Origin of the sequence: Blastopirellula marina (genome assembly GCF_002967715.1) — a bacterium.
GTDB classification, from domain to species: domain Bacteria; phylum Planctomycetota; class Planctomycetia; order Pirellulales; family Pirellulaceae; genus Bremerella; species Bremerella marina_B.
The window spans coordinates 62,256-81,572 of sequence record NZ_PUIA01000074.1; the positions used below are offsets into that span (position 1 = coordinate 62,256).

Genomic DNA, 19,317 nt, shown 5'->3' on the forward strand with positions numbered 1-19,317 from the left:
TGTTCAACTTTTGGTATCCTGCGAGCATTTAAGCTACCTTACCAGCGCCCGACCATCCATCGCGATTATCACTCGCTACAACGGTCAAGTGGCTTTGCATCCATTGCTCACCTTCTAATATTACTACGCAACGCAGGCAGATTTGGTTCTCTAGTTTGTCGCGGTATTCAGGTTGAAGTTGCGATTACTTTGATCGGCGGTTCCATAGCCATTTATGTAGCTCAATGGCTGGTACGATCGTTATCGACAGGGCCGCAACAATCCCCCAGGTAGTCCACGATACCGGCGATGTATCGAGAATCGCTTGCATAAATGGAAGGTACATGGCCCCCAGATGAATCACAAATGCGCCGATTGCTCCAGCCAATAGGAACGGACTGCGCAGCGGGCTAACGTAGAAGGCCGACTGGGTCTCCGAGCGGCAGTTGCCGATGTGGAAATTCTCGAAAAGCACCATCATTAACAGAAGCACATTTCGCGAATCGCTTTCTGAAAAGCCGTTATGGATCATCCAGTAGAATGTTCCAAACCCGATGATGCCCATGACTCCCGCTGCGACGAGTGTTCTTTCGATCATCAATCGATCGAAAATGCGTTCTTTTGGCGAGCGTGGCTTGCGATCCAGAATGTCTCCTTCGCCCGGCTCAAACGCCAGGGCGACGTCCTGGATTCCATTGGTAACCAGGTTCATCCACAGAACCTGGACCGGTAACAGTGGTAACGGCATTCCTGTAACCACTGCCAATCCCATCACGAGCAACTCACCCGCGCCGGTGGATATTAGAAGATAGATCACCTTGCGAATATTGTCATATGCCACGCGTCCTTCTTCAATTCCGACAATAATCGTCGCAAAATTGTCATCACTGATGACTAATTCCGATGCTTCCCGTGCCACGTCCGTGCCCGACTGACCCATCGCCACGCCAATGTTGGCCGCTTGGAGCGCCGGAGCATCGTTAACCCCATCTCCAGTTACTGCGACGAAATGACCAGACTTTTGTGCGGCATCGACGATCTGAAGCTTTTGCCGCGGCGCGACGCGGGCAAACACTCGGATATGCTGTATGATTTGAGCAAGCTCATCTGGGGTCTTGCTCGCCAATTCGGTGCCAGTCATGACTTGGTCTTCGTGCTCGGCCATTCCTAAGTCGCGAGCTATCGCTAAGGCGGTTACGCAGTGGTCTCCCGTAACCATCGCCACTTCGACCCCGCATCGTCGGCATTTGTCGATTGCCTCGCGGACACCTGGTCGCAGTGGATCAATCATTCCCACGAACCCCAATAGGTTTAGGTCGGTTGGCTCTGAGGGAACGCGGGTTTGATCTAGTCCATCTGCGCCTGCCCCTTCGGCAACCGCTAACACACGCATGCCTCTTTGAGCCATTGTCAGTGCGATTCGTTCCATCCGTTCGCGATTGACTTGCTGGCCGCACATTTGAAGGATGCGTTCAGGTGCCCCTTTGACGACGACGCGAACCTCACCATCCGATTCGTTAAAAGATGCCGCGTATTGCCGCTCCGACTCGTAAGGAATGTCGTTGACTTGCGGATAACTGGTAAGCATTGCTTCCCGTGTATGTCCGGCCTTGTGGCCAAGGACCAGCAGCGCCACGTCCACAGCGTCACCTCGCCAATGCCAGCTTCCGTTGCGTTGATGCAAGTCGGCCTCGTTACAAAGGACGACCGAACGGACCAATGACTGAAGAATAGGCGAGTCTAGCCCTGCCGCATTGCTTTCCTGGGAAAGGATCTCACCCTGTGGAAGGAAGCCTTCGCCGGTGACGGTGAATGCGTCGTCCGTTGGCAGTCGCACCTCACGTACGGTAAGTTCATTGACGGTAAGGGTGCCTGTCTTGTCTGTTGCGATGAGCGTACAACTTCCCAGCCCTTCGACAGCGGTCAGCCTTCGGACGATGACTCCACGTCGTGCCATACGTGTTGTCGCAACGGCTAACGCCACTGTCATGGCGACTGGAAGACCTTCGGGAATCGCTGCAACCGCCAGGACGACAACAAAGATAAACATTTCCGTCGGAGCGTATCTTCCAAGAAGTCCACCAATCGTGCCAATAACAGCAGCGATAGCGAGCGTTGTGATGGCGATCACATTGGTGAACTGCTCCATTCGGCCCAATAGAGGTAGCTTGCCTCCTGTCGACCGAGTAACATCCAGGGCAAGTTGTCCTACCGCAGTCGAAGATCCTGTGGCCACAACCATTCCTTTGGCGCGGCCGTGGGTCACAATCGAGCCCGCAAAAGTCATATTGGCCTGGTCTGCTTGGGACGAACCGACTTCACCAATCCATGCCGGGTCTTTGGAAACTGAGAGGGACTCTCCTGTTAACAGTGACTCATCGATTTCCAATCCTCGGGCCATGATCAGTCGCAGGTCTGCTGGAATGCGGTTGCCGGATTCCAGCCACACGATATCTCCAGGGACAACTTCTTCGGCGGGTATTTCCTGTACTTCCTCGCCTCGCTGGACGGATGCTCGAATACGCAGTAGCTTTCGCAGAGCCTGGCTGCTTTTCTCAGCTTTCCATTCCTGGTATCCACCGACGGTTGCGTTCAGTAGCAGCACGAAGAAGATAAAGCCTGCGTCTCGGAGGTCCCCGGTCAGAATGGAGATGAATGCCGCAACCAATAGAATATAAATTAGCGGGCTATAGAACTGCCGCAAAAGAACTTGCCACCAGGCAGGTGGCGGTTGCTCTGGCAGCGTGTTGGCACCGAATCGATCAAGGCGTGCGTTTGCCTCGAGTTGAGACAGGCCGTTCGCATTGGCATCCAATGCTCGGTAGACTTCCTCTAGAGGAACGGCTTGCCATTCGCATTTTTCGCTCACGTGAGCTACCTAACGCTTTCTAGGGAAACGATGATGTCAGTGGGGGACTGTCTGACGTGTTCAATATTATCCGCGGAAGATCGCAGAAGGATACCTATTGTGTCGTGGAGAGATTGGATTCGGGTAAGGCAATCCATCATAGGTCACGTTGCCAACAAGATGAAGATCATCATGACGTGTGAATTCGGTTACAAAAAGTGTTCGGAAGTGCTCTCACCACGGAGGAGGTGATAATGAAGGCTCAATTACTCTATCAGGTGGTGTCACTTCACGACGTTTCGACACCTTTGCAGCTTGTCGATGTACCCGATCCGCATGCCGGGCCCGGTGAAATTCGGATCCGAGTTGCTGCGTGTGGGGTTTGCCATACGGAACTCGATGAGATCGAAGGAAGAACGCCACCTCCCAAGTTGCCAGTAATTCCGGGGCATGAAGTGGTTGGATATGTCGATGAAATTGGTGATGGCGTTACGACGCATCAAGTTGGCAACCGGGTCGGTGTGGGCTGGATACATTCTTCCAGTGGAGATGAGCATGAGAACATCAGTTCGCAGTTTCGTGCGACCGGAAGAGATGTAAATGGCGGATATGCAGAATATTTGACGGCCCGGGCGGAGTATGCATATCCGATTCCCGATTGCTTTTCTGATGCCGAAGCCGCACCGCTCCTGTGCGCAGGGGCCATCGGCTATCGCGCGATTCGGCTGACTAGCATCGAAGATGGACAGACGCTAGGGCTTACGGGTTTTGGCGGGTCAGCGCACCTGGTGCTTCAGATGGTCCGGCATCGATTTCCCCAAACAAAAGTGTTTGTGTTTGCTCGTGATCCCGATCAACAAGCTTTCGCCATGCAGCTTGGTGCCGAGTGGGCTGGGCATACGACCGATCGTGCTCCGGTCGCGCTGGATGCCATCATCGATACAACACCGGCATGGCAGCCGGTAGTAGAGGCGTTGGCCAATCTTGCACCTGGCGGACGGCTGGTCATCAATGCCATTCGCAAGGAGGATAGCGATAAGGAATACCTGCTTCAATTAAGCTATCACGAACACTTGTGGCTGGAACGAGAAATCAAGACGGTGGCCAACATAACGCACGATGATATCCGCACGTTCTTGCCCCTCGCTGCAGAGATTCCTCTTCGTTCGACGATCACGACCTACCGACTGGAAGAGGCCAATCGAGCACTATTAGAGTTGAAACACGGAAAGGTAAAAGGGGCGAAAGTCCTCGTAATGGAATCTTAGGTAGTCGAAAGATTAGCCGTTCTCTAGAACCCACTGTACAGCCAACTTCATCAATTCAGCACTATTTTTCGCGTTCAATTTGTGGCGTAGTTTCTCACGATGCGTATCAATCGTGTGCACACTAAGTTGCAATTGACTCGCGATGGCACCAGTTGTGTGGCCGTGGCCAATCAGCTGAAATACCTCCAGTTCACGGTCGCTCAGACTCTGGACCGGATCTTCGTCGACGCGGGTAGTATTGGAAACGACCTGGCTGAGAAGTTGTTGCATAATTTTTGGGCTTACGTACCGCTCACCCTTCAGAGTGGTACGAATCGCATCCAGTACCTTGTCCTGTAGTTCGCGCTTGTTTACGTATCCTAACGCCCCGGCACGCAGGGCACGTTGGGCGTATAGCGACTCGTCAAATGCGGAAATAACAAGCATTTTCGCTGCTGAATTGCGGGCATAAATCTCTTTGATCAACTCGATGCCGTTGCCATCTTCTAACTGGATATCAATGAGCGTTAGATCTGGCGAGAGGGACCGGTACTGGGACAATGCATCATTAATACTGCTCGCTTCGCCGCATACCTCCAGGTCCGGTTGACCGTCGATGCGGGCAGCCAGTCCTTCGCGGACGATAGGATGATCGTCGACAATAAGAATTCGGCTAATGTCAGTTGTTGAACCCATCTCACTTTCCTGCATCAAAATTGCCTTCTCGCGGAACAAGACAACTGACGAGCGTGCCACATTCCGGTCCGGGAACGATTTGTACGACACCTCCGATGAGGTTGGATCGGTATTGCATGATCTTCAACCCTGTTCCCAGGTTCGTTAGGGGTTGTGCGGGGATTCCCCGACCGTTGTCCAGTATACGTAGCGAGATTGCCCGCAGGGTACCAATGAGTCGTATTTCAATCTGGGTGGCGTCTCCATGCTTCATCGCGTTTGTGACGGCTTCCTGAACGATCCTAAATAGATGTGTTGCCACGAAATTGTTATTCAGTCCAATGTCGCCCTGAAACTCACACGAGCAAACAACCCCATATTGCTCGCTTACGCGCTCGGCCAGTTCTTCCAGAGCCGCGCGAAGCCCCTCCGCGTCGATTTCCACGGGGACCAGCCCCCGGGAAAGGTTGTGAACCTCGCGTGCGGCCTCGCTAATGCCGCGTGCCACGCGTTCTGCAAGCCGTGCTACCTTGGCCACTGTCGGCTGACAGCGGGCTTCCCACTGATCGGAGTTCAATAACATCTCGGCAACGGTTTGCGAGAGCAGGCCCAGACCTGTCAATTGCTGCTGAACGCTGTCATGGAGTTCATGGCCGATTCGGCGGTCTTCTTCAGCTGCAATCTCCAGTACTTGCTTCTCTAATTCCTTGAGTTCGGAAATGTCACGAATGATGCCAGTAAACAGGGGAGGGTCGTCGATTTGGCTGACTGCCAGGTGAACTGGGAACGATGTGCCGTCTTTCCTACGGGCAACAATCTCTCGTCCGATGCCGATTACACGCGCTTCGCCTGATTGCAAGTAGCGGGAGAGATAGTCATTGTGCTCTTCACGGAATGGCTCTGGCATAAGGATTGTGACATTCGCGCCAAGTAGCTCATCCTCCGTATAGCCAAACATGCGCGACGTGGCAGGGTTGACTCCAGTAATGATTCCTCCTTGATCGATCGTCACAATGGCGTCGGTCGCGGTTTGAAGAATGGCTCGCAGGAATAGCTCTCTTTCATTCAGTTGCCGAGCCGATCTCTTTTTGTCCGTAATGTCGCGATGTACGGAAACGTAGTTGGTGCAACGACCTTCTGTGTCAAACATGGGTGTGCAGACGATTTCCGCATCGTAGGTCGTGCCGTCCTTTCGGTAAAAAACCAGTTCTCCCTGAAACGGTCGATGCGCGTGAATTGCGTTATACACCTCCTCAAGCGATTGCGAATCGGTGTTTTCACCATGAAAGATCTCAGGCGTCTGGCCCAAGAGTTCGGCCTCTTGGTACCCGGAAATCTGGCAGATCGCTCTGTTGACGAATACGATCCGTGGACAAGGCTCATCGTGCTCGATCTTAGTGATCACAACGCCTTCACCCAAGTGGGAAAGTGCTTCAGCGAGCATCCGGTGTTGGATGTCGGCGTGTCGAGAATCGATTGTTGGTTGAATGTCGGACACAATAAATCCTAATCACCAGGTGGCCAATTCAGCGGTATTCCAGCGGTTTTTTTGCCCGGGCTTCCTTCAATCATAAGTGGTAACACACCTGGATGTCATGGTGATGTTCGACTACTTTGCTCGACGGGCCTTCTATGAAGAGGTGTCCAGTCTGGCTACTACCAGCATCGGCCTAAACAATCGAGATTCGTCTCTGGTGGTCACAATGACATCGTCTTTACTTTTGTGCCTTCAGAGCGTGAGAGCTTCTGGGATGGCGGAAACCGCCATACCAGAATAGAGTTTAGCTCGATTTGGAAAAATTCGGATAACCGTCATATTCCTCTAGTCACAAGCGAGCCCCTCAAAGAGAGAGGCCCAACAACCAGACGCAAAATGACCTGCGTCGAAAAAGACACAAGGAGGAGAATCATGTTGGTACTGAGTCGAAAAGCTAGTCAGACCATTCAAATTGGAACGGATGTCACTCTGACAGTTTTGGGGGTTTCTGGTAATACCGTTCGCTTGGGTATTGAAGCACCAATCGAAGTGCCTATTCGCCGTGGTGAGCTTCGGGATGAATCCAAACAACCATCTTGGGGAGCCCCAGTTACTTTCCCCAATCCAATTGACCCCACACCGAAGCCGGACTTGCAGTCTGCCCTTCTCAATGTTCCGGCTTCGGTTATTCATGTCCCCTAGTCGCGAGAAGACATTCCCATGTTTATTCAAAGGCCACGGAAGCAAAAGAGTGAGCGCTATCAACACGACGACGTACTGCGGACGGTCAGACGTCGGATTGACCAGTGTCGATATGGTTTCATCTTTCGCAAAGTCAGCCTGAGATATGATAGCGGGACACTGACGTTGACTGGTCGCGTACCGAGTTTCTACCTGAAGCAGAATCTACAGGAGCTTCTACGTGATATTCCTCAGGTGCATCAGTTAGAAAACAACGTAGATGTTGTCAGCAGTTGCGGCCTCAGCAGCGTCCCGCAGGAAGACTTGCGTCGATCCTGACTTGGTTCAATCCACCATGACGAAATCACATTCTTCCCGATTTGGGTCCTGTAGGGAGAATGAGAGAATCGAAGTAAGAGATAGGTAGTCAGCCAAGGCAAGTGAATTGCCAAGGCAGTTTTCTCCAACTCATGGATAAGGAGAAGATCATGAACGCTCCTCTTACAACCCGGCAAAGCCGCAGCCTATTTCCCTGGGCTCAAGGCGGCAACCTTCCCTCTTTGCGGGAGGAAATGGAACATCTGCTACATCGATTCTGGGATGAAAATGGTGATGTGTGGGGAAATCAAATGCTATGTCCTGCACTTGACCTGAAGGAATCGGACACCGAGATTACCGTTCGCCTTGACCTGCCTGGCGTGCAAGCCAAGGAAGTTGACATTCAACTGAACGGAAACCAGTTGGTGGTTAGTGGCGAACGCAAGGAAGAGAGTGAAGAGAAAGGCGAGACGTTTCACCGAGTAGAGCGCCGAAGCGGACGCTTCTCGCGATCGACGATGCTGCCGTGTGCCGTCCAAGAAAGCAAGATTGAAGCCACAATGAAGGATGGCATTCTGACCGTCGTGCTTCCAAAATCGCCAGAAGCCCAGTCGCGCCATATCGAGGTGAAGAACAGCTAAGCCTCGAAGTTTGCGCCGCCGATACGGCAGTGATTGGCGGCGCGAGCTTTATTCTGCTTCCCCCGTGACGACAGTCATGCTTAGTGCATATTGTCTGGTCGTATGATTGCGTTGCGAATCGCTGTCTTTGGGTGTAGTGAAAAAAAGGGCAGATCCTCGCCTACCGGCAATGATCTGCCCAATGGATGGTCATGGCAGTTGTCCGGACGTCTTTGCTATTCCCATTCTTGCAATATCCGGGCGTATTGATGCTGCTTACCTTCGGCCATCTGCACCAGGTCGGAAAAGAGTTCGCGGACTTGCGATGATGATGTGGAATCGGCCAGATCGCGATAAAGGGTCATCAGTTTAGCATCAAACGCAAGAACTTGTTCGACGATCTCTTCCGCTGTCATGCCGGGATGTAGATCGAGGTCGTGAAACGCTTCGTTAATCGATTCATCTGCAGAAAACTGCAACCATGTTTCGATTGCTGTCTTAACATTGGCTTCCTTTTCATAGCGCCGCACCGCGCTATTGAACACCTCTTCGTGTCGTCCGATGTACTCCAGCAGCAACTGAAGGCGGGCATCGGGCTCACCAGCTGACAACTCCCTGCAAACCTTGTTCAATTGGTGATGAACGGATCGTATATGATCCAGTATGTCTTTCACTTGTTTGGATGGCATCGCAATGTCTCCGGGTCCCAGATCGTCGTCGTTGCTAAAGTATCAGGAGCTACTGGATGCGCTGGGACGAACGTACATGATGGGTGAGGACAAAACTGCTTACTCTAGATTCTGAAGTGCAAACGGAGTGCCGAGAAGCTGCGGGCAATCTTGGTAAGGCGTTTGCTTCGATTTGGGTGTTGTAAACAAAAGCAAGTGAGCGGAATCGCACGCTTTGTGTAGGATTGTGTACCAGTTCGCGCGCCACCATGAGTTTAATTACGACGTGCAAGCCGCTCGAGTTCATCATACAAGAGGTTTGCTTTGAGTGGTTTCGAGATATAGCTATCCATGCCTGCCAACAAGCAACGTTCCCGATCTCCTTTCATGGCATGTGCCGTCATGGCAAGGATGGGAATATGCTTCCCTTGGGGCTCTTCCCGGGCACGGATGGCCGCAGTGGCCTCGAACCCGTCCATCTCGGGCATTTGCACGTCCATGAGAACGACGTCAAAAGAATCATCCTTTTCAAGCAGGTCCAACGCGATTCGTCCATTACCTGCAATGACTACCACGTAGCCTCGTTTTTCGAGGAGTCTTTCTGCCAGCTTTTGGTTGATGGGGTTATCTTCGACAAGCAGTAGCCGAATAGCATCTTTTGAGGTGGGTTGGCGGTCCAACAATTTTGCCTCCGGCGCTCTCTTCTTCGAGGCCACTTGCTTGCATTGCATGATCGCGTGCAGAAGTTCGGTCCGGCGAATAGGCTTGGTTAGATAGGCATCGACCCCTACGTCACGGCAGCGAGCTGCATCCTCTCTGCGATCCGCTGAAGAAAGCATCATGAGCGTCGAACCGACAAGTTCGGTACGAGACCGAATCTTCTCGGCCAGCGTAAATCCATCCATCTCAGGCATCATGTTGTCGGTCAGCACAATTGAAAATGGTTCACCATCTTCGAAGGCCTGTTCCAAGGTCGCTAAGGCGTCCCGACCGTTGGTTACCGTGGTAGGCCTCATATTCCAGTTGGCCAGCATCTCGTGCAATACTCGACAATTGGTCAAATTGTCATCCACCACCAAAATGGGTAGTCCTCTCAGTTTTTCGATTTCAATTGGAGTCTGCCGCGGTGTTCGTGTCTTGGGTAGCAGGAACTTGGCCGTAAAGTGAAACGTGCTCCCTTTGCCAAGTTGACTCTCTACCCACACTTCGCCCTGCATCAATTTGATCAACTGCGCCGAGATCGCTAGTCCCAGTCCCGTTCCTCCATACTTGCGGGTCATTGAACTATCGACTTGTGAAAACGCCTTGAATAGTAAATCGAGCTTATCTTCCGAGATCCCAATTCCCGTGTCTCGGACAGAAAAATGGAGAACAATGTGATTCTCCGTACGCGAATCGACCTCGACACGCATGATCACTTCCCCTTCCGAGGTGAACTTAATGGCGTTCCCTAGCAAATTCACCACGACTTGTCGCAGACGACCGGCGTCACCGATTAATAAATCCGGTACCGAGTTAAGCACGTGACAAGCCAGCTCGATCCCTTTGCTATTCGCTTTCAGGGCCAGTAGGCCAACCGTATCGTCGAGATGGTCTCGTAATTCAAACTCGTATGGTGACAACTCGAGCTTGCCTGCTTCGATCTTGGAAAAGTCAAGGATGTCGTTGATCACATCCAGTAAGTGATCGGCGGAATCCTTCACCATCTCGAGGTACTCGCGTTGGTCACTGGTAAGCTTAGTATCGAGCGTCAGTTCTGTCATGCCGATGATGCCATTCATGGGTGTGCGAATTTCGTGGCTCATGTTGGCAAGAAACTCACTCTTGGTCCGGTTGGAGGTCTCGGCAGCTTCCTTCGCCAGGCGGAGTTCGTGGACGGTCTGGCCTAATTCTGCAGTTCGCTGGTGAACTCGGTGTTCCAGTTCCACGTTGAGCTTCCGTACCTCGGCCTCGGACTTCTGTTGCTGGGCATCGTACGCGGCGATCGCGGCGGCCATGGTTTCCATGTCGCGGGCCAACTCCCCTAGTTCGTCCTTCGTTTGCACGCCGATGGATGTTACTGGCTGGCGATTGGCGATCTGCGTGGCCGCGGCTTTGAGGGCGTAGATGGGACGAATGATGCTCTTGCTCGCGAAGTACCCCGCCGTCGCGACAATGAACGTCAGCAAACCGATGACGATGCTGGAAACCCAAATGGTACGATTGAATTGGGAATTGGCCTCTTGGTAGATCTGTTCGGCATTGTCAATTCTCGTTTGCATCCAACCATTCAAGTCGTCATTGACCTTCTCAAATTGCAACTGCTCGGCCCCGGTCGCATTGATGAATGCCTCTTCGCGATATCGCTGTTTGGCCTTCTCGATCGTGAAGTCCTTCAGCTTTTTGTATTCCCGCCAGCTTCGGCCGAGTTGAGCGAATGCCTCGGCTTCTTTCGCGTTGCCCCCTTCAATCTTCCAATGGGCAAACGCTTCGTCGATCTGCCCCGTTAATTTCTCCTGTCGAATATCCAGGTCTTCCTGTAAGGTCGGATTGGGAGCCATCACGATTGATAAGGACATTTGCCGCAACTCGTTCAGGGGAACAGCAATGTTGCGTGAACTATCTCGAAAGTCTTCGGCGGTCTGATAGACCTGGTCGACCCAGGTAAAAGTCGAAGCAGAGTTTGAGATCCCGTAGATCCCGAGACAGGCAAATGCTGCTCCGGACAGGGCAACGAGGAAAAGCAGTTTAGATTTAACGCCACCCGTGAACATGGGGCACCTGGCTACTTTATTTGAACCCGGGATATTTCAACGGGTCGCCTTAGTGTTTGTGGATATGGCTGCTGCGATCGCCGCACCGACCAGTGTTGGTTGGTTATCTCGATTCTCCAAAGCGGCATGCATGCCATTCGGTAGGGATGAAAAACAACTTCCTTGTTGACCGCAAAGACTTTATTTGGAGTCGGCACGAACAACATATAGCCTTGGTCATAGGCATGCCGCATGATCTTCTCACAGATCGAGGCGAATTCCGGTTCGTCCACGGTCGCTTGAAACATCTCTTCCAGGTACCCATTCATCACGGGATCAGGCAACAAGGTGCTCCAGGCGTTGTTTGCTCGAAATACAAGAAAGACTGAAAACGGATGGTTGAAGTACCAATCGTCGTTACCCCATATCAGCAGATCCCAGTGTTCACTGTTTTTGCCTTGGTAGGTTGTCAGTAGTTGCTGAAAGATCTCTTTTTCGCTGTTGGTAACGTGGATATCGAGTGTGACTCCTACTTGAGCAAAGTGGGTTTCTATTCCACGCCACAGCGGCAAGAAGCGATCTTGGGTTAGTACTCGCAATTGCAGCCCATCTAGAAGCTGCCGAAGCCGCTGGTGGACCTCTTTATCGTGCGGATCGAAATTCTCCGGGGTGGGCAGCAGATGCTGCGAAACGGCACCAACACCAGGAAAATAGGGTGAAATCGGGGAGAGCGTCCCTTCGTTCTCATACACGAAGTGCAGCAAGTTATGGCGATTGATCGCTTCGTTGAGCGCATTTCTAACCTCTTTATCCTTAAGCTTAGGATGGCCGTTGATCATGTTGATATGGATGGCGATGTTATCGGTCGACGGTGAAATGACAAGCTTGCTGTAGTCCGACAAGATCGTTTCGACTTTGTCCTCCGGCGGAATGATCGTGATGTCGAGCTGACCCTCTTGGTACAAAGCCATCTGTTTTGCTTCTTGGCTATCGAGATCGGTGAAAACAGTAATCGTTTCTACCTTGGGATAGTTCGGATCCCAGTAATACGGGTTGGCCTTGAGAACCGCTTTGCTCGTTTGCCGGTCCCCCTCGATGTAGCCTTCGGACAACATGTAGGGCCCTAAGCCGTAGGGTCCTGGCATGGAAAGATTCGGGCAGTTGGCCTTGCCGTTCCAGCCGCCTGGGTTGCGCTTGAGATACTCTTCGGTATAGAACTGCATCCAAATGACATCGTTCATGAACGAGCCGTATTTTTGCGTTAAATGAAATCGTACGGTGTAGTCGTCGACTTTCTCGACATAGTCGAAGACTTCATCGATCTTGCTGTACTGGACGGGCTTCTTCTTGAAGGACTCCATGTTCATGACGACCGCGTCGGCATTAAATGGCGTACCATCCTGAAATCGGACCCCTCGTCGCAGTTGGAATTCGTAAGTGGTGTCGTCAATCTGCTGATGATCGACAGCCATATCGTACTCCCAGCCGCGTTGGTTCGCGGCCGGTCGAATCAACGCCCCGTTGATCGCATGCGACGTGTAGAGGTACGGCAAGCTGGGAATGAAGACTTTGACATGCGATCCCTTAACCAGCTTCGTAGAAGCTCGACTCCACGCATCATCCGCGCGGAGTTTGATTGGCTGGATAGGATCGCTTTGTCCAGCGACCTGGCGCGTTCCCCAACTGGCAACGAGCAGGAAAGAGAGCAGGGGAACTAAAAGGCAACCTGGCGAGGTTCGCGGCATGGCCGAACTCCTCATGCTGCAAGTCGAAAAGTTACCCTGAGTTTATCTCGCTGCTCCAATAGAAACCACCAAAACTCGATCGATTAAACTGCCATGAACTCTATCTTCAAAAGAGATGATGTGTCTCAGTTTCCGGCTGTTATTTGCCTGCGGTGCTCCAGTCCGCATGTGGAACGTGTGCCTCTTGGATATAGCCTAGCAGCTTCTTGACGATGGCGGGATGCGCGTCGGAAATATCGTTTGCTTCACCAGGGTCGACTGAAAGGTCATAGAGTTCCAGCTTTCCACCTGGCCACGAATTATTAATCGCTTTCCACTTTCCGGCGCGAACGGCACGCTTGCCTCCACGCTCGTAGAATTCCCAATACAGGTATTCGTGAGGTTGTTGCTTAGATAGTTGTCCCATAAGAGTGGGAACGAAGCTGATCGAGTCAACATTCGCAGGAGTTTTCGCTCCGGATAATTCGCAGCACGTGGCCATCAAGTCACCGAAGTAGCTGACATGATCGGAGACCGTTCCGGCGGGAACGGTGCCTGGCCAACGAACGATCATCGGGACACGGATGCCTCCTTCGTACAGGTCACGTTTCATGCCACGAAGGGGGCCGCTTGGGTCGAAGCGATCCACCGTATGGCCTCCTTCGTTGTGAGGCCCGTTGTCGCTGGAGAACATCACAACAGTATCTTTGGCGATTTGCAATTGATCCAGCAGGTCGAGGATACGTCCGACATCTGCATCCATGCGCGTGATCATCGCAGCTTGTCCCTTGTCTTGATCTTTCCAATCCTTGTCGGCATAGATTCCATAGCCAGGGACCTCTTGCCCGTTGCTTGTACCGCGAGTTCCTTCGTTGTTCGCATGTGGAATCGTGAGTGCCAGGTAAAGAAAGAATGGCTTACTCTGTTCTTTGGCCTGATCTTGAATAAACGTCATGGCATCGTCAACGAACATGTCGTGACTATAGTCGACCTTCTTGGTAGCCCAACCTCCGCTGAAACCTCCATACGAGCGATCCGCGGTCTGAACGACATTGCGTAGCGGGACCTTTTCTTCATTCCGCCAAAGGAATTCGGGATAGTAGTTGTGGGCATGGACCTGGTTGAGATATCCAAAGAAGTAATCGAAGCCTTGTCGGCGTGGCAGGCCTGCTCGTCCGCCTGGTGCGTCGTCACCCAGGCCCCACTTGCCGCATAGTGCGGTGGAATAGCCGCTCGACTTCAACGCCTCTGCCACGGTAACATCCTCGTCACGTAGCGATTGTATGGACATGTCTGGCCCGCCTGCATTCCCGCGAACGTGTACATGTCCCATATGCAAGCCCGTCATAAGAACACAACGCGAAGGGGCACATACGGTGCTGCCTGCATAGAAGTCCGTGAAACGCATTCCTTCGCTGGCCATGCGATCAAGCCGAGGTGTCTGAATCAGCTTCTGACCGTAACAGCCAAGTTCGCCGTAACCTAAATCATCCGCTAGGATAAAGATGATGTTCGGATGAGTTCTTGACTCGGCGCTGAGTGACGTTGCCAATGAGAGCTGTGCGAAAAGCACCAAAGACATTGCGAACGCGAGCGTAATTATTCGGTGTTGCACATGACGTGGGCTTGTTCGGCGACAACCGGGCATGCCTGAACTACGCGTCGAAGTGGCAAGGAATTGAATCATTAGGAATCCCATTCTTTGGATGGCGAGCGTGCTGCGTTCATTTCAGGCTCGTGACAGGCGACATCGACGACTTATCACGCGCATAAAAAGACCAAGTGATCGCGGTCGGCAAACCGTTAAATGATCCCTTGGCGGCAAGGAACCGAAACCAGTTCCAAATCTCAGTGTCCTCTCTCGTATTTCAGAAGTCAATTCCCGGCAGCAACCGGGGCAATCCACCACGATCGAGGTTTTGTCAGGCTTAATGGGCCCCCCGCCATAAATCGGCTGGGATTTCTATGTGCCGTGGAGAGAAGACTACAACGCCCCGCTCTTCTTGTTCGAGACCGTTCAGGTAGAAATGATCGGTCGGGCACGGTTTTTGACAAGCAGACTCAAATTGATAGGTTCGATGACGTATCCAAGAGTTCCCCGAAACTGTCCCCGTGGCTGATGATCCGAGTCCGCCTGGCCCTTTCGGCTGCCACTACTATATACGCGTATAAAACGAGGTAGCCGCAAATTCACGGATACCTCGTTTGCGCATTGTCCGAATTATCGAATCTTGGTAATCAGGATGCGTCTGATGTCCCCAGGGCCCGTTAGCGTTTGTATTGAACCGACGCGACCGCCCCCGGCTTGGGCTTGGAGTCGAGCTTGAACTCATACGCTTCGATTCCTTCGCTCACTTCCACTACCAGGGGAGTTGTGTTTTCCAAGCGGTAAATCGCCGGGATGCCTCCTTTGGTGGCTCGACGACGCGGGCGCAAATCGAGCGCAATCGCCGGAGCCGGCCCCTCTTCTTCGCTCATCGACGCTTCGACCACCGGTTCATCCGAGATAGGAATCAGTGGTTCGCCAATGACGACGCGATAGCGGCCGGGCGGGCAACCGCGGTAATCGCGAATCGCTCCCGGAACGATCGCCTGCAGGTTGAACGTGCCGTCTCCAGTGCTGAAACCCGCGGCACCATGTCCGCCAGTCCCTTCGATCGGCATCAAGGCCAGACTTTTAAACGGCAGCGGCTTTCCGTCTAGCATCAGCGTTCCCTTGACGGCTAAACGATGCGGACCAGGATCACCACAGCCTACGATGGCGACTATCAGCAACGGTACGCTAATTTTCAAAAGTTGATACATCTCACACCTACCAGGATAAATTGAAAACGATGGTCAGGTTATGACGTGAATTTCAGGCTACCGTCTACGGCAGCGAGACGAACTCGCCATCGGCCATGAAGGTCAATCGAGCGAGGCTCGTCTTGTCGATTGTTTCAGGAATGAAATGTACCGAACCGTCCCCCATTAAGAAGTGCGTCCCTCCGGGATGTAAACTGGCGGCCGGTACCCACCAACTGCGAGCGCGTCCGCGGATCGGCGTGAAGGGAGGACTTTGCCAGGTCGGATGAACGGCCGGCTGATGCCAGATGTTGATACCGCCGTAGATCCCGTTGTTGTAATAGGTATCGATCCCGGTCATCACCCAGGCGCGATAAGACCAGGCGAAAGCGCCTCCGTTGACGTGGTACTTGGTGGTTTCGCCCATCATGAACGTGTTGGAGAGTCCGTCCGTTACGTCAGCGAAGCTCGTGTTCACATCAGCACCAAACATCCGTTTCTTGCTGCTGGTCGCGGTTGCGTAACCGTTACAGGTTCCAAACTCCAACCCGCAATCGACGATGAAGTCGTAATTGGTTGCGGCACCCTTAAAAGAGCCGCCGGGGCCATATGCAGCCCCTGACAAACGCCCAATGGCGTCATTGTTATCCGAGGGACAAATGAATGCCTCGACCACCGTTTCGGCCAACGCTGCATTTCCGTTGGTTAGCGGATCGCCGACGACCGTCCCGCTCGCCCGCTGATAGGACGTGCTATTGCTAACCGAGTAGGCTTCGGAGTGATTGAATTGATCGTAAAGGTTTTTGAGCTCTAAGAAGGGAAGCACCGACACCAGGCCATGGGCATTCTTGATCTCTCCATTGACCGGCGTCCCAATGCAGCCGCCGTACCCGCGGCTCGACGCAGGCAGCTTGCCGTGCGTGTCGACATAGTTGTGCAGCGCCAGTCCTAGCTGCTTCAGATTGTTGCTGCAGTGCATCCGCCGGGCCGCTTCGCGGGCCTGTTGAACGGCGGGAAGTAAAAGTGCGATGAGTACGCCGATGATGGCGATTACCACCAGCAATTCTACCAACGTGAAGCCACGTCGGTTCGAGGAGATATGCGACATGTTTCGATCAGCCCTGAATACGTATCAATGAATTGCTGACCAGCTGCGTGTCCTACCGATCAGCTTCGAAAATGGACGCATCTAGGATGGGGTGTCCCTTCGGGTACCAGCATTTTGTGTGCCAAGTGTTGTCGCCAAAATTGAGGATCGCTTCAGAAGACACCCGGGGTTTTGGGTTTACGATGTTTCGAGATATCTTCGGTTGTCCTCCATATTTCGTCCTGCCCCCGAAAAGCTGCCTCCTAGTTAGAAGCAGGTGATGCGCATTTCAGCATCGCACTCTACGCCCGCAGGCAACGTCGCCACCTACCAGAGCTATCCGTGAGCATCACATGAGCAGTTTGCCATGGAAAGCCGATATCTTCTCCTCAATCCCGATCATACCTTCCGCCAGGATCAAGGCAATTTCAGATCGCACAGGATCTTGGGCAACTGCGTAACTGAGAGACACCAACAGAAATGGGATCGAGAAGGGAGCACGGAACTTCATCGTGAACTGCCTGTGGGGGACAGGACATGGCCGTTCGAAGACCGGCCAGCGACATTCGTCCAAGCAAGGATCCCAATCACTTCGGTCCAGGCCGGCCTGAAATCTCTTGGAAACAAGAAAGGACCACTACGGGGCATGCCAGCAGTGGTCCTTGGATATCATCGACTCTCGCCTACCGCCAAGGGGATCCTGCGGTAGGCTATTACTTGCTGCTCTTATGGTTCGATCGAATCGAGCGTCGTTGCCGACAGGGCTGCTTCGCTTGGAAGCGGAGGCAGACTGTCCTCCATCGGAGATAGCTCTTCCGGTTCACCTTCAGGAACCGGAACGTCGATCATTTCGCCAGGCAGGTAAGGCGTTGTCAGGCAGCGAATGTCCTTATAGGTCGTGCCTTCGCTGGTGAGCAAGTAACCACCACCCAGTGCCTGGTAAGCGTTGACGATCGCCGACAGTTGTTGCTGCTTGGTTTCGATCAAATCAACGCGTGCTTCCAGCAAGTCGCGTTGCGAGAACAGCACGTCCACATATTCCGAACGAGCGTTCTGGAACAGGTTGGTGGCCACTTGAACCGATTCCTCGAGAGCGGCAACCTGTTCTTGCTTGATCGCGACACTCTTGCGGTAGTTTTCGACTTTGGACATGCGATTGACGACTTCGGTATAAGCATTCAAGACTGTTCGCTGGTAGTCGTAAACCGCTTGCAATTGTCGAGCGTTCGCACTTTGGTATTCGGCTCGGATCGCAGCCTTATTGATCAGCGGAGCAACAAGCTCACCGGCAGTGCTCGCAATGAACGCACCTGGATCAAAGAGGTAACGAGGATTAAAGGCCTCGTAACCGACGCTGGCAGAAATGTCGAAGCGTGGGAAGAACTGCGCCCTAGCAACTAAGACGTCCAGGCCAGCAGCTGACAATTCACGTTCAGCGGCACGAATGTCGCGACGGTTCTGCAGCAGTTGAACTGGGACACCAACGCCGAGCATCGTAGAATCGAGCGTGATGAAGTCCCACGAGGATCGCTGAACCGGTTGAGGATATCGACCACACAGGAAGTTGATTTTGTTCTCAGACTCGATGATGCTCTGCTGCACGATTAGCAACTGGCTCTCGTTCTTGCGAACTTCGGCGATAAAACGTTGAACAGCCAGTTCGGTGCCGCGAGCTGCAGCCTTTTGAGCCTTAGCGACTTCAAGGCTTTGCTTTTGAATCTCAATGGTTTGATTCAGGTAGGCCACACGTTGGTCGAGTGCTGTCAACTCGTAGTAGTTTTCGGCGATCTCGGCAACCAATCGAGTTACGAAGTAATCTCGCACTTCGACGGCCTCAGCGTATCTTTGCATGGCCGCATCGCGGGCATTTCGCAGTTCACGCCAAATATCGATCCGCCAGAAAAGGTTCGCCGTCAGGCCAACATTTGGCAGAGGATCGGGAAACTCGCCACCTTTAGGCGTGAAGAGTTGATCTTCCGCGGCCCCCAGCGGAGTCCACTTGCTGGTGCGATCGAAGCCACCCTTTGCTCCAACGCTGACGAACGGAAGGTAAGCACCGCGACGAGCCAGGATCTCGTTGCGAGCGACCTGGATCTCTTGGTTACGGATCTTCAGTTCCTGGTTAGTCGCCAGACCTTCGGCAATGAGTTGGGCGAGTGCCTGATCGTTGAAGAACTCGTAGACGCCAATATTCGCCACATTATCCGTGGTTGTCTTCCCGTTGAATTCATTGGGAATGTAGGGATTAGGGTCCACGCAGCAAAGCTTGGGAATTCCACACCCTGAGATGACTGGCAGAATGCAGCAAGTCAGTAGTGTTGCAATTGCACACGGATTGACCCGCTTCATCATGGTGTGCGCTCGGAGGTTATTCCATCTCATCATTGAGCCTTTTGGTGGCGTCCTGCCAGTTCGCAACATCAGATTGGAAAGTGTGGGGTTTGAAGCTCTTTTGAACGTAAGATCTGCCGACCTCT

13 protein-coding genes are annotated in these 19,317 nt (G+C 52.8%); 3 read left to right on the forward strand and 10 right to left on the reverse strand.

Annotated elements, in window-relative coordinates; translation table 11 throughout:
• Positions 1 to 184: 184 nt before the first annotated feature.
• Positions 185 to 2,848, reverse strand: coding sequence for a cation-translocating P-type ATPase (locus C5Y96_RS22740; protein ID WP_105358238.1), 2,664 nt, complete (start codon positions 2,846 to 2,848; stop codon positions 185 to 187).
• A 233-nt stretch (positions 2,849 to 3,081) separates the two neighbouring features.
• On the opposite strand from C5Y96_RS22740, the gene C5Y96_RS22745 reads away from it, so the two are divergent.
• Positions 3,082 to 4,095 carry a zinc-dependent alcohol dehydrogenase family protein gene (locus C5Y96_RS22745; protein WP_105358240.1) on the forward strand — a complete coding sequence of 338 codons (1,014 nt, stop codon included), beginning with the start codon at positions 3,082 to 3,084 and terminating at the stop codon, positions 4,093 to 4,095.
• A 12-nt stretch (positions 4,096 to 4,107) separates the two neighbouring features.
• On the opposite strand, the gene C5Y96_RS22750 is transcribed toward C5Y96_RS22745, so the two are convergent.
• Positions 4,108 to 4,770, reverse strand: coding sequence for a response regulator (locus C5Y96_RS22750; RefSeq protein WP_199188771.1), 663 nt, complete (start codon positions 4,768 to 4,770; stop codon positions 4,108 to 4,110).
• 1 nt (position 4,771) lies between these two features.
• A complete protein-coding gene (locus C5Y96_RS22755; protein ID WP_105358242.1) occupies positions 4,772 to 6,247 on the reverse strand; it encodes a PAS domain S-box protein in 1,476 nt (491 codons plus the stop codon).
• Positions 6,248 to 6,658: 411 nt separating this feature from the next.
• On the opposite strand from C5Y96_RS22755, the gene C5Y96_RS28055 reads away from it, so the two are divergent.
• Together C5Y96_RS28055 and C5Y96_RS22770 are read left to right on the forward strand one after the other, a co-directional pair.
• Positions 6,659 to 6,928, forward strand: coding sequence for a carbon storage regulator (locus tag C5Y96_RS28055; RefSeq protein ID WP_105358244.1), 270 nt, complete (start codon positions 6,659 to 6,661; stop codon positions 6,926 to 6,928).
• A 467-nt stretch (positions 6,929 to 7,395) separates the two neighbouring features.
• On the forward strand, positions 7,396 to 7,866 hold the full coding sequence (locus C5Y96_RS22770) for an Hsp20/alpha crystallin family protein (RefSeq protein ID WP_158261375.1): 471 nt from the start codon (positions 7,396 to 7,398) through the stop codon (positions 7,864 to 7,866).
• Between the two features lie 215 nt (positions 7,867 to 8,081).
• Here C5Y96_RS22770 and C5Y96_RS22775 read toward each other — a convergent pair whose 3' ends face one another.
• From C5Y96_RS22775 to C5Y96_RS22805, 7 genes are all read right to left on the reverse strand, one after another.
• Complete coding sequence (locus tag C5Y96_RS22775) at positions 8,082 to 8,534, reverse strand: hypothetical protein (RefSeq protein WP_105358250.1); 453 nt, start codon at positions 8,532 to 8,534, stop codon at positions 8,082 to 8,084.
• Positions 8,535 to 8,788: 254 nt separating this feature from the next.
• On the reverse strand, positions 8,789 to 11,266 hold the full coding sequence (locus tag C5Y96_RS22780; RefSeq protein ID WP_105358252.1) for a response regulator: 2,478 nt from the start codon (positions 11,264 to 11,266) through the stop codon (positions 8,789 to 8,791).
• Between the two features lie 11 nt (positions 11,267 to 11,277).
• The gene (locus C5Y96_RS22785) at positions 11,278 to 12,990 is read right to left on the reverse strand and encodes an ABC transporter substrate-binding protein (protein WP_105358254.1); all 1,713 of its coding nucleotides are present in this window, start codon (positions 12,988 to 12,990) and stop codon (positions 11,278 to 11,280) included.
• Positions 12,991 to 13,129: 139 nt separating this feature from the next.
• Positions 13,130 to 14,551: an arylsulfatase gene (locus C5Y96_RS22790; RefSeq protein WP_105358257.1), complete on the reverse strand. Its 1,422-nt coding sequence runs from the start codon at positions 14,549 to 14,551 to the stop codon at positions 13,130 to 13,132.
• A gap of 686 nt (positions 14,552 to 15,237) precedes the next feature.
• Positions 15,238 to 15,774, reverse strand: a complete 537-nt coding sequence (locus tag C5Y96_RS22795) for a hypothetical protein (protein WP_105358260.1) — start codon at positions 15,772 to 15,774, stop codon at positions 15,238 to 15,240.
• A 64-nt stretch (positions 15,775 to 15,838) separates the two neighbouring features.
• On the reverse strand, positions 15,839 to 16,861 hold the full coding sequence (locus C5Y96_RS22800; protein ID WP_105358262.1) for a DUF1559 domain-containing protein: 1,023 nt from the start codon (positions 16,859 to 16,861) through the stop codon (positions 15,839 to 15,841).
• Positions 16,862 to 17,566: 705 nt separating this feature from the next.
• Positions 17,567 to 19,096, reverse strand: coding sequence for a TolC family protein (locus C5Y96_RS22805; RefSeq protein ID WP_233199058.1), 1,530 nt, complete (start codon positions 19,094 to 19,096; stop codon positions 17,567 to 17,569).
• Positions 19,097 to 19,317: the final 221 nt, after the last annotated feature.